This is a genomic window from Plantibacter auratus (genome assembly GCF_050587365.1).
GTDB lineage: Bacteria > Actinomycetota > Actinomycetes > Actinomycetales > Microbacteriaceae > Plantibacter > Plantibacter auratus.
In genome coordinates this window covers 113406-127870 of record NZ_JBOBFV010000002.1, presented here as the reverse complement: position 1 = coordinate 127870, position 14465 = coordinate 113406, and the positions used below count along the sequence as shown (strand labels likewise).

Below are 14465 nucleotides of genomic sequence, written 5' to 3'. Positions count from 1 at the left end.
ATGATTCTCAGTATTGATAGGGTGATGACATGCGATCCGCGACGAGCACCCCTCGCCCTCCGATGTCGGGACGGCCCGTCGTGTCCGGCATCCGACTCCACGACGTGTCGGCCGAGTACGACGGCGCGCGCGTCCTGCACGGGATCTCAGCCGAGGTCGGGGCGGCCGCCATCACCGTCGTCACCGGGGCGAACGGAGCGGGGAAGTCGACGCTGCTCGCGGTGATCGCGGGCCTCCACCGACCGACCTCGGGCGGCGTCGACGGCCTCGACGGTCGGTCGGCCGCCTACGTCCCGCAACGCAGTGCCGTGCCTGAGCGCTTCCCGGTCACGGTGCGCGACGTCGCGTCGATGGGACGCTGGCCGACGCTGCGTCGCTGGTGGGGTCGACTCGGGGCTGGGGACCGACGCATCGTCGACGAGAGCCTCGCCCGCCTCGACGTCCTGCACCTCGCCGGGCGCTCCTTCGGTGAGCTGTCGGGCGGGCAGCGCCAGCGGGTCCTCGTCGCGCAGGCGCTCGCGCGTGAGGCCGACCTGCTGCTGCTCGACGAGCCGACCGTCGGCCTCGACCGTGTTGCCGGGCTGGCGATCCGCGAGGTGCTCCGGGCGGAGGCCGACCGTGGCGCGACGGTGGTGGAGGTGACGCATGATCCGGTCGCGGTCGCGGAGGCCGACGCGCGGGTGCACCTCGAGGCGGGATGTCTCGTCGAGGATCCGCGGTGAACCGGCTGGGGGATCGCCCGGCGACCCGTCTCCGGTCCCTGGCGCGTTGCTAGAGTTTTCGCATGAGCCAGGCCGAGCAGCAACCCGAACCCACGACCGGCGCCGCTGCGGCGGACGCCCAGGCGGCCACCGAGCGATTGGGCCGCCTGCGGAGCAGCATCGACAACATCGACGCGGCACTCGTCCACCTGCTGGCCGAGCGGTTCAAGTGCACCCAGGAGGTCGGTCGCCTGAAGGCCGAGCACGACATGCCTGCGAGCGACCCGGCGCGCGAACAGCGGCAGATCACCCGTCTTCGGGCGCTCGCCGAGGAGTCGCACCTCGATCCGGCCTTCGCCGAGAAGTGGTTCAACTTCGTCGTCGCCGAGGTCATCCACCACCACGAGCGTCTCGCCAACCAGCACTGATCCCGCGTGTTCCGTTCCGCCAGCGCGATGCGCTGACGCGAGCGCGGGTCCGTGACGCGAGCGCGGGGCTCCGGAGGGTCGCGCCCACGCGTGCGGCCCGCGGTCACGCCCGTTCGTGTGCGGTCAGGCCCGTTCGTCCGCGCTCGGCTCGATTCGCGCGCGGTCACGTCGGCGCACCGCGCTGACACCTCGGGTGAGCCAGGGCAAGGGGTGGTGCTTCTTCGGGCGGTGTCCAGCGTCCTGCGCCATCATGAGTCCATGACTTGGAACGCCGACTCCCTGCCCGATCAGACCGGACGCGTCGTCCTCGTCACCGGAGCGAACGCCGGCCTCGGCTTCTGGACGAGCCTCGGGCTCGCGCGAGCCGGCGCGGAGGTCATTCTCGCGTCGCGGAGTGCGACGAAGACGCAGGCGGCGATGCGGGCGATCCGGGTGAAGGTGCCCGACGCTCGACTCAGTCACCTCCCCTTCGACACCTCCTCGCTCGACTCGGTGCGCGAGGCGGGCGAGCGACTCGCGGACCTCGACCGTCTCGACGCCCTCGTCGCGAACGCCGGCATGGTGCACATGCCGAAGGAACGGCAGGAGACGGGCGACGGCATCGAGCTGGTCTTCGCGACGAACGTCGTCGGCCACGCCGCCCTGCTCGCCGAGGCCCTGCCGGTGTTGCAGCGCACGGCGGATGCGCACGATTCCGCGCCGCGCGTCGTGCTCCTCGGAAGCCTCTCCACCCTGCTCGTCCGGTTCCACGGCGACGACCTGCAACTGCGGGACGGGTACAGCGGCTGGCAGGCGTACGCCCAGTCGAAGATCGCCCTCTCATCGCTCGGCTTCGAGCTCGACCGTCGGCTCGCGGCGTCGCACAGCACCGTCCGAGCACTCGTCGCGCACCCCGGCTACTCGGTCAACGGACTCGACCGTCGCGTCCCCGGCGTCAACGAGCCGACCCGTGTGCGCCGTTTCTCCGACACCCTGCAGTCCGTCTACGCGCAGAGCAAGCAGCGGGGTGCCGAGCCGACGCTCCGGGCGATCACCGACGAAGCAGCTGACGGTGGTTGGTTCTACGGTCCCCGGTGGCTCACGAAGGGCGACGCCGTCCGGCAGACCCCTGCCGCGATCACGACCGACCGGGACGTCGCGGCGGCGCTCTGGACGGACCTCGAGCGGCTCATCGGCACGCCCATCCTCCCGACCTCCTGAGCACAGCCGTCAGCGCACCGCGTTGACACGAGCGCGGGGGAATCGGCCCCAGCGCGGTGCGCTCGCGTGACTGCGCCTCAACCGGCGTGACTGCGGGGCATGGCGCTGAGCGCACCCCTCCGGAGGCCCGCGCTCGCGCCACAGACCCGCGCTGACGTCAGCGCACCGCGCTGGCGCAACCAGACCTCAGTCGGCGGGGGTCGCCGGCGGCTGCAGGACCCGCAACCACTCCTCGGTCTGCGCGACGTGCGCTGACGCCGCCCCGGCCGCCCCGACGGGGTCGCGCGAGATGATCGCCTCGGTCATCGCCCGGTGTCCGCGGTTGCTGACGCGACGCAGCTCGTCGCCGGCGGGGAGGCTGAAGACGTCATAGGCACGCGAGCGCGACCGGAAGACCTGCAGCAGGGCCGTCAGCGTGGCGTTCCCGGCCGTCCGCGCGATGAGTTCGTGGAACCGGTGGTCCAGCTCGCTCGACTCGGCGGGGTCGGTCGTCCGTTCCATCGCCTCCACGAGTTCGGCGAGTTCGGCGCGCACCTCGTCGCTCGCGCGAGCAGCCGCCTGCGAGGTGGCATGGGTCTCGAGCACCCGCCGCAGCTCGTACATCTGCAGGAGACCGTCGAGGGGGAGGAGGTCGACCGTGAGCGACAGGCTGCCGATGATCTCCTCGGGCCGGAGCATCGACACGTAGGTGCCCGAGCCGTGCCGGGACTCGATGATCCCGAGGGCGGCCAGCATGCGGACGGCCTCACGCAGGGACCCGCGGGACACGCCGAGTTCGTCGCAGAGCTCATTCTCGGCCGGGAACCGCTGCCCCGCCGCGAGCCGTCCCGACGCGATCATGTGTCGCAGGCCGTGGAACGCGGTGTCGACTGCGGACATGCGGCTCCTCCTCAGGGGTCGTCCCGCCATCGTAGCGGGCCCTCACCGATGATCCGCGAGCCGCTCTGGGCCGCGAGACGTCCGATGAATCCATGCTCGAACGTCAAGTCATCCGATGAGTCGATCCCGAAATGACCTGAGTGATCACTTGTAACACGACAGAAACCCAAGTCATCAAACGTTGCCCCTATGGTTATCGGACAATCCACTGCATAATCGACTCGGAGGAACGTCACTGTGGACACTCGCACCATCGCACGGCCAGCGCCGCTCACGCTCGGCGACGGCCGACCGGCAACGGCCGGGTGGACGCTGGATCCGACCAAGCGTCACATCAACCACGGATCCTTCGGGGCGGTCCCGATCGTCGCGCAGGAGCACCAGCAGGCCCTCCGCCGCGAGATGGAGGCGGCACCCCTCACCTGGTTCCCGGCCCTCCCGGCCAAGGTCGGCGCGGCCCGTGTCGGGATCGCCGACTTCCTCGGGGCGTCCGTCGACCAGCTCGCCATGGTTCCGAACGCGAGCGCCGGAGCGAGCGTCGTCTTCTCCAGCCTCCCCGTGCAGCGCGGCCTCGAGATCATCGTCACCGACCACGGCTACGGCGCCGTCACGATGGGGGCCGAGCGACTCGCGCGTCGCTGGGGCGGCACCGTCCGGACCGCCCGCATCCCGCTCGACGCCGACGCGCAGACCGCCCACGACGCCGTCGTCGCCGAGTTCAGCGACCGCACGGCCCTCATCGTGATGGACCAGATCACCTCGCCGACCGCCCGACTCCTGCCGGTCCAGCAGATCGCCACCACCGCGCGTGCCGCCGGCATCCCCACGCTCGTCGACGCCGCGCACGTCCCCGGCCTCTACGCCGACCCCATGCGCGACCTCGACTGCGACTTCTGGGTCGGCAACCTGCACAAGTTCGGGTGCGCCCCGCGCGGTGCCGCCGTCCTCGTCGCCCGCAGCCCGCTCGCGCAGGAGCTCTACCCGCTCATCGACTCCTGGGGTTCGCCGTACCCGTTCCCACAGCGCTTCGACACCCAGGGCACGGTCGACGTCACGAGCTACCTCGCCGCGGCGACCTCGCTCGGGTTCATCGAGGACATGTGGGGCTGGTCCGCCGCCAGGGACTACATGACCGAGCTCGCCGACTACGCCGTCGAGGTGGTCGCCGACGCCGTGACCGCCATCACCGGCGAGGACAGCCACGTCGACGTGGGCATGCCCGTCAACGCCCTCCGGCTCGTCAAGCTCCCGACCGGCCTCGCGACGACCCACGCGACCGCCGACGGGCTCCGCGACCGCGTCTCCGCCGAGCTCGGGGTCGAGGGCGCGTTCACGAGCCTCGACGGGATCGGCTACGTCCGACTCTCCACCCACGTCTACAACGCCCCCGAGGACTTCGAACACTTCGCCGAGCACGCCGTCCCGGTGCTCGCGCGATGGGCCGACGAGGAGCGCGCGGCCACGAGCTGAGCGCGGAACCGCCCGACCCGACACCGCCACACCCGCACCACCGCACCGCACCGGCACCACAGCACCCACCCCCGCAGCACCCCCACCAGCACCACTCAAAGGAGAAGCGAGCATGAGGAAGTCACGCGCAACGGCAGCCATCGGCCTGTCCGTCGTCACCGGCCTCGCCCTGTCGGCCTGTGCCGGCGGCGCGAGCGACGGCACCGTCACCCTGCAGATGGTCGAGAGCCTGACCAATCCCGCCCGGACCGAGGTCCTGAAGTCGCTCATCGCGGACTTCGAGGCCGACAACCCGAAGATCAAGGTCGAGCTCATCTCGCCGCCGACCGACCAGGCGGACCAGAAGATCACCCAGATGCTGCAGTCCGGCTCCGGCGTCGACGTGCTCGAGGTCCGCGACATCACCGTCGGCCCCTTCTCCACGAACGGCTGGCTCGATGACATGAGCGGCGAGCTCGAGGACTGGAGGGGCTGGGACGACCTCACCGACAACGCGACGAAGTACGCGAAGGGCGAGGACGGCAAGGTCTACTACGTGCCCTACGGCTTCTACGGGCTGAGCCTGTTCTACCGCACCGACCTCATCAAGGAAGCCGGTTTCGACGGGCCCCCGAAGAGCTGGGACGACCTCCTCGAGCAGGCCTCGGCGATCCAGGACCCCTCGAAGAACCAGTTCGGCTACGCCTTCCGCGGCGGCACCAACGCGAACAGCAACGTCGTCGCGGCCATCGAGGCCTACGTCGCCGACGACCTCGACACTGAGAACGCGTTCAAGCTGACCAACGGCGACACGATCTTCTCCGCACCGGAGGCGCTCGACGCCGTCAACACCTACTTCGACCTCTTCAAGGAGGCTTCGCCGCCGTCGTCCGTCGCATGGGGCTACCCCGAGATGGTCGAAGGCTTCTCGAACGGTTCGACCGCGTTCCTCCTGCAGGACCCGGAGGTCATCGCGACCGTCGAGCAGTCCGAGGCGATCACGGCCGAGCAGTGGAGCACCGCTCCGCTGTTGACCGGTCCGACCGGCAAGGCCGCGCAGCCCATGGCGACCGCGGGCTGGGGCACGGCGGCGTCGAGCGAGCACAAGGCCGAGGCCGCGAAGCTCATCGAGTTCCTCTCCGAGGACAAGCAGGCCACCACCTTCGCCCAGGAGAACAGCCTCGTCCCGATCGTCAAGAGCGCGGCGGACAGCGACTTCTACAAGACCGGCCCGTGGGCCAGCTACGTCACCATGAACGAGAACCCGGACACCTACCTGAGCGTCACGCAGCCGCGCGGCTCCTCCTGGTGGACCGAGTGGATCCAGAAGTCCGACTCGGAGATCCAGCAGGTCCTCATCGGCCAGCTGACGCCGGAGAAGCTCCTCGCGGGCTGGGACGAGTACTGGACCGAGAAGTGGAAGAGCGAGTAACCGTCCATGACGACCACCACTGACGAAGCGGGTCGCACGCAGCAGCGTGCGACCCCGACACCCCCGGCCGGTCCCTCGCGGACCGCCGGCGGGCGTCGGCGGCGCACCTTCACGGTGCGCCGCGGCTTCGGCCTCCTCGCCTTCCTCGCCCCCGCGTTCATCTTCGTGGCGATCTTCATCTACTACCCGATGATCGCCGGCTCGCAGATGGCGTTCCGCAACTGGAACCTCGCCAACCTCACCGACACCTCGTGGGTGGGCTTCGCCAACTTCCTGGCCGTCTTCGCCGACCCCGCCTTCGGCAAGGTCGTCGCGAACACCGTGCTCTGGGTCGTGGCGTCGATCGTCCCGCAATTCGTCATCGGCTTCGGCATCGCCCTGTGGCTGCGCCGGAAGTTCCGTTTCCGCGGTCTCTACCAGGCGATGATCTTCTTCCCGTGGGCCATCTCGGGCTTCCTCATCGGCATCCTGTTCCGCTGGATGTTCAACAGCGAGTTCGGCGTGATCAACGACCTGCTCCAGAAGGTCGGGCTGATCGACACCCCGATCCCGTGGCTGGCCGACCCGAACACCGCGATGTTCGCCGTCATCGTCGCGAACGTCTGGTACGGCGTCACCTTCTTCGCGATCATGATCCTCGCCGCCCTGCAGTCGGTGCCGGAGGACCTCTTCGAGGCCGCAGCGCTCGACGGCGCGGGCAAGGCGCGCATGCTCTTCCAGATCACGATCCCGTACATCCGCACGACGCTCGCCCTCACGGTGCTGCTCCGGGTCATCTGGATCTTCAACTTCCCCGACATCATCTACGGCATGACGGGCGGCGGTCCGGCGAACCAGACCCACATCCTGACGACCTGGATGATCGCGACCACCCAGCGCGGCGACTACGGCCGGGCCTCCGCGATCGGCCTCATCGTCGTCGCGATCCTGCTGGTGTTCACCGCGTTCTACCTGCTGTCCATGCGTGAGAAGAAGGTGAAGGCATGATCGACCAGGAGACACGGACCGCGAAGGTCGTCAAGTTCCTCTTCCTCGGGCTCTGGCTCGTCATCACGGTGTTCCCGCTGTACTGGATCGTCGTCACCTCCTTCAAGAAGCCGGGCGCGATCTTCTCCTACCCGCTGACGTACTGGCCGGAGGTGTTCTCGATCGAGAACTACCTCGGCCTGTTCGGCAAGGCGCAGTTCGGCACCTACGTCGTCAACAGCCTCATCGTGGCGACGATCGCAGCCGTCGTGGCGACCTTCATCTCCATGCTGTCGGCATACGTGTTGGCGCGGTTCGAGTTCCGGAGCAAGGGGGCGATCCTGCTGGCGTTCCTTGCCACGCAGATGATCCCGTCGTTCATCGCGCTCGGCCCGCTCTACCTGCTGATGACGCAGCTCAAGCTCGTCGACAACCGGTTCGGGCTCATCCTCATCTACATCGCGGTGTGCATCCCGTTCTGCACCGTCATGCTCCGAGGGTTCTTCGAGAACATCCCCGACGCCCTCGAGGAGGCGGCCATGATCGACGGCTGCTCGCGGTTCGGCGCGCTCTTCCGGGTGCTCGTCCCGGTGCTGAAGCCCGGGATCGTGGCGGCGTTCATCTTCAACTTCGTGAATTGTTGGAACGAGCTGTTCCTGTCGGTGACGCTCATCAACAGCGATGCGAACAAGACGATCCCGACGGCGCTCAACGGCTTCATCACGAGCTACAACATCGACTGGGGTTCCATGTCGGCGGCCGCCGTGCTGACGATCATCCCGACGATGGTGCTGTTCGCGTTCGCGAGCCGGTACATCGTGCAGGGCCTGACCGCTGGAGCGGTGAAGGGCTGACCCCGTACCACCCGGCCACTTTCGGGTGACCCGACGTCCGTTCGCCCACGCCTGGGCGAGCGGGCGTCGTCATGACGGTTCGACCATCGAACCTGCAAGCCAGCTGATAGTTCGACCGTCTAGCGAACACCAGGTGGAAGATGAACCATGTTCGGTTCGAAGCAGACGACGAGGTCACTCCGCTATGCCCGCTACGGCGGGCCCGACGTACTCGAGTTCATCGAGTCCGAGATGCCGCATCCCAGATGGGGCGAGGTCGTGGTCGACGTCCTCGCGAGCGGCATCAACCACATCGAGGCGTTCGTCCGCGAGGGGCACCTCGCCGAGACGGTGCCGATCGAGCTGCCGACGGGGCAGGGGAGCGACTTCGCCGGATTGGTCCGCGAGGTCGGGACCGGCGTCGAGGGCTGGAAGCGGGGCGACGAGGTGATCGGCCACGCCGTCCGCGGCGCCCACGCCACGCAGGTCGTCGTCCCGGCGGCATCGCTCGTCCGCAAGCCGAAACGGGTGAGTTGGGAGGAGGCCGGCGGGCTCTACCTCGCAGGACTGACGGCGCTCGACACGCTCGACGGGCTGCACCTCAAGCAGGGTGACACCCTCGTCATCTCGGCGGCGGCCGGTGGGGTCGGGAACATCGAGGCGCAGCTGGCGAAGTTCGCGGGCGTGCGGGTCATCGGCACGTGCGGTGAGCGCAATCACGACTTCCTGCGGGAGCAGGGCGTCAAGCCGGTCGTCTATGGCGAGGGCATGGCGGATCGGATCCGCAAGCTCGCGCCCGAAGGTGTGACGGCGTTCATCGACAACTTCGGTCAGGACGGCCAGGAGCTCGCGTTCGAGCTCGGTGTTCCACCGGAGAAGTACCGGTCGAGCGAGGATCGAAAGGCCATCGAGCTCGCCGCACTCGAGCCGGACGAGGAGTTCGCCGCGCACGCCACGAAGCAGCTGCAACGTCTCGCGGAGTATGCCGCCGACCACGCGTTGAAGGTCGTCGTCTCGGCGTTCTACCCGTTCGACCTGATCATCGACGCGTTCGAGGATCTCGAGCGGCTGCACGCGCGGGGCAAGATCATCGTCGGTATGCGCCCTGCGAACCCGGAGCGCATCGTCAAGCAGCGAGACCTGCACGACGCCCGACCCTGACGACGGTCAGCGCGGTGCGCTGACCCGAGACGTCGGGTTCCGGCGCCAGCGCGGTGCGCTGATCCGAGATGCTCCGTCCCGGCGTGGGCGCGGGTCCAGGGCGTGAGCGCGACCCTCCGGAGACCCGCGCTCGCGCATGTGGGGCGCGCTCGCGTCAGCGCACCGCGCTGGCGACCGGGCAGGGAGGGCGGGGCTAGTTGAAGATGAAGCCGAGGACGGTCGCGCCGCCTCCACCGAGGACGAGCGCGACGACGAGGACCCAGGCGACGAGCCGCTGACGACGCTTGCGCTGCTCGCCCCATTCGGCCAGTTCCCGGTCTTCGCTGCTGCTCATCACCCCAGCCTACCGGCGGGGTTCTCGCCGGGCATCAGGCGACGGCCGGGACGAGCGCCTTCACCGAGGTGGTCCTCGCCCGGGCGATCGCGAACGTCGTCGCGGCGAGCGATCCGAAAAGCCAGAGGACGAGGCCGACGACGCCGGCCGCTGCTCCCGTGTCGCCGATCGCGATCGCCTGCAGGCCACCGAGCGCCGGTGCGATCGGCAGGAAGGTGAGGATCTGGTCGAGCACCTGGGGAACCGTCGCGATGATCCCGGTCGCCAGGCCGATGATGGCGACGATCATCGAGATGAACCGTCCCGCACCGCCGAAGAGGGCGTTGAGGGCTTGGTTCGCCGCGGCGAACACGAGGCCCGCGAGCACGGCGATCCCGGCGAAGGCGGTCCACCCGGAGGGGTCCAGGTCGAGCAGCGGTGCGGTGATCACGGCGACGAGCAGGCCCTGCAGCATCCCGATCGCCCCCGCCGGCACGAAGGCACCGAGTGCGAGCCGCAACGAGGACCGCGTGGACCCGAACGCCCGCGAGGGGACCGGCCGCAGCACGAGGAAGCTCGCGAGCGCACCCAGCCAGAGGGCGAGGACGGCGTAGAAGGGAGCGCTGTTCGTGCCGAAGGACACGGTCGCCGAATCGCCGGCCGAGACCGGGTCGGCGACGACGTCCGCGAGCGTCTGTCGGTCGGAGCTCGTGTAGGTCGGGAGACTGTCGACCGCGCTCTGCAGGCCGGACGCGAGCGAGGTGATCCCGCCGGACAGGGTCCCGGCCCCCGACGCGAGCTGGTTCGACGCGTCGGCGAGCTGGGTGGTGCCGGTCGCCGACTGCGCCGCGCCGTCGGCGAGTGCGGACGCACCCGTCTGCAGCTGCGCCGTCCCGGTCGCCGCTTGGGACGCACCGTCAGCGAGGCCTGCTGCGCCCGCCGCGATCTGCGCCGCCGCGGTGTTGATCTTGGCGATGCCGTCGACGAGTGCGGGCATCTGGTCGGCGAACTGCTTGGTCTTCGTCGCCAGGGAGGTGGTGCCGGGGTACCCGGTCGAGGTGTCACCGTCGGTGAGGGCGGTGGCGGTGCCGAAGGTCGTGAGGATGTCCGTGCACAGCGTCGAGTCGATCGCCGTCAGCGCTGCCGCCTTCACCGGGTCCAGGCAGCGAGCCGCCACGGACGTCGCCGCAGCCTTCGTCGCGTCGGCGACGCGGGAGGTTCCGATCGCCGCCTCGGCGAGCCCATCGGCCGCGCCGACCAGCCCCGGGTTCTCCGTGCTTCCGTCACCCTGCGTGCCGGCGTACAGGGTCGCCGCACCGCTCGCGAGCTGGCTCGCGCCGCCGCTCAGCTGCGTCGCACCGGCGGACAGCTGCGTGGCGCCGTCGGCCAGCGCATCCACGCCGTCACTCAGCTGCGTCGCCCCCGACGACAACTGCGTCGCGCCTGTGGCCAACTGCGTGGTGCCGTTCGCGAGTTGCTGCGCACCCTGCGCGAGCGAGAGTCCGCCCGTCGAGAGCTGCTTCGCGCCGTCGGCGGCCTCGCCGAGCTGGTCGTGGAGGGTGTTGAACCCGACGTAGACGTTCTCGAGGTAGGTGGTGGTGAGCTGCCGACCGAGGAGCGAGGCCGCGGTCTGCGTGATCGTCTGGGAGATCGCGTCGTCGACGAGCTTGCTGCGGTCGCTCGTCGTCACGTCGAGGCGGGCGCGCTCGGCGTCGGCGGCGTCGCCGGAGAACGAGGTCGCCGCCTTCGAGAAGTTCTCCGGGATCGTCACGACGGCCGTGTACGAACCGTCGGCGAGGCCCGCCTTCGCGTCGGATGCGTCGGTGATGACCCAGGTGTAGTTGGTCTTCTGGTCGCCGTCGACGAGGCCCGCGGAGAGCTGGCGTCCGAGGGGCACGGTCTGGCCGTTGACGGTCACCGGCTTGTCGTCGTTCACGATGGCGGCGGTCACCTGACCGAGTCGTTCCGCCGGGTTCCACAGCGCCCAGACGAGGCCGCCCGCGATGACGAGCGGCACGAGGATGAGGCCGATGATCGAGACGACCGTGATGCCCTTGCCGGAGCGGGCCCGTTCGAGGCGGTTCAGGATGGTGCTCATGCGTCGACCTTCGATTCAGCGATGGCGGTGGGAGTGGAGGCGGCGCGGTCGAGGTCGAGTACCTCCGGCGCCGTGGTCGGCAGGACGTCGGCGAGCGAGGACGCGTCCGCGGTGCCGACGACGATCGTGAGCGGCCGACGTGTGCGTTCTGCGGCCCTGGTCGCCGTCAGCAGGCGCTCGTACAGTCCGCGTCTCGTGTCGTCGTCCGGCACGGTGTCGACGCCGTCGAGGACGATGACGGCCGGGCGTTCGGCCAGCGCCGAAGCGAGCGTCCCGACGGGTTCGCCGTGGTCGAGACGGACGTACGCGACGCGGGACCGGACGGCCCCAGCGCGGACCGGCAGTACCAGACCGGCGACCTTGAGCCGACCGTGGTCGGGTTCGAGGCGACCGGCCAGCGTCAGCAGGAGGGCGGTGACCGAGACCGGGCGCGCGCCCTGCACCGCGAGCACGCCACCGACGGCGACGGTCGTGTCGACGTCCTCGTACAGCGGGCCGTCCGCACCGGCCAGGGTGACCCCTGCTGCGGCGATCGCGACCTCGTCACCGTTGCGCCACTCGCGCAGCTCGAGTTCGCGCTGCAGCCCCTCACCCTCGACGTCGAACGACGGCAGGATGCGGTCGAGCCACTTCGGCAGGTACCAGGCGTGGTCGCCGAGGAGCGCGAGCACCGCCGGCACGAGGGTCATGCGCACGATGAACGCGTCGACGAAGACGCCGACCGCGAGCCCCAGGGCGATGGGTTTGATGTTCGTGTCGCCCTCCGGCACGAAGGCGGCGAAGACCGCGAACATGATGACGGCGGCGGCGGTGACGACCTTCGCCGAGCCGAGGAAGCCGGTCTCGACGGATCGCCTCGCGAGTCCCGAATGGACGAAGTCCTCGCGCATCCGGGAGACGAGGAAGACCTCGTAGTCCATCGCGAGTCCGAACAGGACACCCATGAGGATGATCGGCATGAAGCTGATCACCGGACCGGTCCTCGCGACGTGGAGGGCCTCGGCGAACACGCCGTGCTCGAAGACGAGGGCCACGACGCCGAACGACGCGGCGACCGACAGCAGGTAGCCGAGGGTCGCCTTGATCGGCACCCAGATGGAGCGGAAGACCATCGTCAGGAGCACGAGCGACAGGCCGACGACGATCAGACCGAAGGGGAGGAGGGCGCCGCCGAGGCGGTCGGAGATGTCGATGCCGATGGCCGTGAACCCGGTGACCTGGAGGTCGACGTCGTACTCGTCCTGGAAGTACTGGTGCAGTCCTCGGATCTCGGCGACGAGGTCCTTCGTCGCCTGGGAGTCGGGACTGCCGCTCGGGATGACCTGGATGATCCCGGTGTCGGCCGTCGCGTTGGGGGTGGCGAGCGGGACGGCGGCGACGCCGTCGAGTCCCTCGATCTCCTGCTTGAGGTCAGCCATGAGTCCGAGCGGGTCGGTACTGCCGACGATGCCGCCGGTGACGATGAGTGGCCCGTTGAAGCCCTCACCGAAGTGCTCGGAGACGAGGTCGTATGTCGTGCGGGCTCCGTCGCCCTCCGGCAGGGAACCGGCGTCGGGGAGCGCGAGTCGCAGCGACAGGGCGGGGATGGCGAGGGCGCCCAGGACAGCGACGACGGCGACGATCGTGACGATGGGGAGCCGCGTGACGCCGCGCACCCAGCCGAGGAAGAAGCGGTTGGGGTGCCCTTCGACAGGCTCAGGGACCGCGTTGTGGTGCTCAGGGGCCGCGGTGTGGTGCTCAGGGGCCGCGGTGTGGTGCTCAGGGACCGCGTAGTGGTGCTCAGGGATAGCGTTGTGGGGCTCAGGGACCGAGTCCTGTGGGCCGTCGACCGGCTCGGCAGCGCCCCGGGCCGCCGCGCGCTTCCTGGCCCGCTTCGCCTTGGGCCGGAGGCGTTCGCCGGCGAAGCCGAGCATGGCCGGGATGAGGGTGAGCGAGATGACGACCGCGATCGCGACACCGACAGCCGCGGCGACACCCATCGTCGTGAGGAACGGGATGTTCGCGACCGCCAGCCCGAGCAGGGCGATGATGACCGTGAGGCCCGCGAAGATGACGGCGGAACCGGCCGTCGCGGTGGCGCGGGCGGCTGATTCGGCCGGGTCGAGCCCGCTGCGCAGGCCGTCCTGGTGTCTCGAGATGATGAACAGCGCGTAGTCGATGCCGACGGCCAGGCCGAGCATGAGCGCGAGCATCGGTGTCGTGGAGGAGATCGGCCCGAAGACCGTCGCCACGAAGATGAGCGCCATCGAGATGCCGACCCCGAGCAGTGCGGTGATGAGCGGCATGCCCGCGGCGAGGAAGGAGCCGAAGGTGAGGATGAGGACGACGAGCGCGACGACCACGCCGACGAGCTCGATGACACTCAACGTCGGCAGGCTGTTGCTGAAGAGCTGCCCGCCGAGGGACGACTCGGCGCCGGCCGGGAGGGCCTTCGCGAGGCTCGCCTCCGCGTCCTCGACGTCGCTGATCGTGGCGGCGGTGATGTCGGTCTGCGCGCCGTCGAACTGGATCGAGATGAGCGCCGCCCGCTGATCCTCCGAGACCGCCCCCGTCACGTTCTCGTCGAAGGGGGAGACCGCCTGCTCGACCTGCCCGATGTCGCCCAGGGCGGTGACGGCGTCGTCGATCGCCGACCGGACCCCGGCGTCCTCGACGGTGTCGCCCTTCGGTGCGACGACGATGATCTGCGCCGAGGCACCGGCCACCTGCGGGAAGGTGTGGTCGAGCGAGTCGAGCGCCTCCTGCGACTCCGTGCCGGGGATGGAGAAGGCGTTGTCGGTCCCCTGATTGAAGAGCAGCGCGCCGCCACCGGCGAGGGCGAGCACGGCGATCCAGAGGATCAGCACGAGCTTGCGGGCGCCGAACGCCCAGCGGCCGAGGGTGTAGAGCAGTGAGGACATGCGTCGCTCCTAGGGGGGTCGGCGCTGCTTGCAGGCGAGCCGACGGAGATGTTCGGACAGGATCGATACAGCGGTGTATCCGATACACGACTGTATTGGATACAG

At 69.5% G+C, this 14465-nt stretch carries 12 protein-coding genes; 8 read left to right on the top strand and 4 right to left on the bottom strand.

Annotated features, from left to right (window positions below; translation table 11 throughout):
• Nucleotides 1-29 precede the first annotated feature (29 nt).
• From aztA to ACQ3HE_RS07700, 3 genes are all read left to right on the top strand, one after another.
• Complete coding sequence (aztA, locus tag ACQ3HE_RS07710) at nucleotides 30-722, top strand: zinc ABC transporter ATP-binding protein AztA (RefSeq protein WP_201299372.1); 693 nt, start codon at nucleotides 30-32, stop codon at nucleotides 720-722.
• 62 nt (nucleotides 723-784) lie between these two features.
• The gene (locus ACQ3HE_RS07705) at nucleotides 785-1129 is read left to right on the top strand and encodes a chorismate mutase (protein WP_064296108.1); all 345 of its coding nucleotides are present in this window, start codon (nucleotides 785-787) and stop codon (nucleotides 1127-1129) included.
• A gap of 258 nt (nucleotides 1130-1387) precedes the next feature.
• On the top strand, nucleotides 1388-2329 hold the full coding sequence (locus tag ACQ3HE_RS07700; RefSeq protein WP_430892035.1) for an SDR family NAD(P)-dependent oxidoreductase: 942 nt from the start codon (nucleotides 1388-1390) through the stop codon (nucleotides 2327-2329).
• 186 nt (nucleotides 2330-2515) lie between these two features.
• Here the strand turns inward: ACQ3HE_RS07700 and ACQ3HE_RS07695 are convergent, their stop codons facing one another.
• Nucleotides 2516-3208, bottom strand: a complete 693-nt coding sequence (locus ACQ3HE_RS07695) for a FadR/GntR family transcriptional regulator (protein WP_430892033.1) — start codon at nucleotides 3206-3208, stop codon at nucleotides 2516-2518.
• Nucleotides 3209-3445: 237 nt separating this feature from the next.
• On the opposite strand from ACQ3HE_RS07695, the gene ACQ3HE_RS07690 reads away from it, so the two are divergent.
• The 5 genes from ACQ3HE_RS07690 to ACQ3HE_RS07670 all read left to right on the top strand — a co-directional run bounded on the left by ACQ3HE_RS07690 (nucleotide 3446) and on the right by ACQ3HE_RS07670 (nucleotide 9049).
• A complete protein-coding gene (locus ACQ3HE_RS07690) occupies nucleotides 3446-4678 on the top strand; it encodes an aminotransferase class V-fold PLP-dependent enzyme (protein ID WP_430892031.1) in 1233 nt (410 codons plus the stop codon).
• Nucleotides 4679-4790: 112 nt separating this feature from the next.
• Nucleotides 4791-6089: an ABC transporter substrate-binding protein gene (locus ACQ3HE_RS07685; RefSeq protein ID WP_430892029.1), complete on the top strand. Its 1299-nt coding sequence runs from the start codon at nucleotides 4791-4793 to the stop codon at nucleotides 6087-6089.
• 6 nt (nucleotides 6090-6095) lie between these two features.
• The gene (locus ACQ3HE_RS07680) at nucleotides 6096-7076 is read left to right on the top strand and encodes a carbohydrate ABC transporter permease (RefSeq protein WP_079705023.1); all 981 of its coding nucleotides are present in this window, start codon (nucleotides 6096-6098) and stop codon (nucleotides 7074-7076) included.
• Nucleotides 7073-7909 (top strand): carbohydrate ABC transporter permease, encoded by an 837-nt coding sequence (locus ACQ3HE_RS07675; protein ID WP_430892028.1) that lies wholly within the window; start codon nucleotides 7073-7075, stop codon nucleotides 7907-7909. Before ACQ3HE_RS07680 ends, ACQ3HE_RS07675 begins: the two co-directional genes overlap by 4 nt.
• A gap of 147 nt (nucleotides 7910-8056) precedes the next feature.
• Nucleotides 8057-9049: an NADP-dependent oxidoreductase gene (locus ACQ3HE_RS07670; protein WP_430892027.1), complete on the top strand. Its 993-nt coding sequence runs from the start codon at nucleotides 8057-8059 to the stop codon at nucleotides 9047-9049.
• A 193-nt stretch (nucleotides 9050-9242) separates the two neighbouring features.
• Here ACQ3HE_RS07670 and ACQ3HE_RS07665 read toward each other — a convergent pair whose 3' ends face one another.
• The 3 genes from ACQ3HE_RS07665 to ACQ3HE_RS07655 are packed head-to-tail and all read right to left on the bottom strand — an operon-like array spanning nucleotide 9243 to nucleotide 14360.
• On the bottom strand, nucleotides 9243-9383 hold the full coding sequence (locus ACQ3HE_RS07665; protein ID WP_194643820.1) for a hypothetical protein: 141 nt from the start codon (nucleotides 9381-9383) through the stop codon (nucleotides 9243-9245).
• A gap of 34 nt (nucleotides 9384-9417) precedes the next feature.
• Nucleotides 9418-11460, bottom strand: coding sequence for a YhgE/Pip family protein (locus ACQ3HE_RS07660; RefSeq protein WP_430892026.1), 2043 nt, complete (start codon nucleotides 11458-11460; stop codon nucleotides 9418-9420).
• Complete coding sequence (locus tag ACQ3HE_RS07655) at nucleotides 11457-14360, bottom strand: MMPL family transporter (RefSeq protein WP_430892025.1); 2904 nt, start codon at nucleotides 14358-14360, stop codon at nucleotides 11457-11459. The genes ACQ3HE_RS07660 and ACQ3HE_RS07655 overlap by 4 nt, the downstream gene beginning before the upstream one ends.
• Nucleotides 14361-14465: the final 105 nt, after the last annotated feature.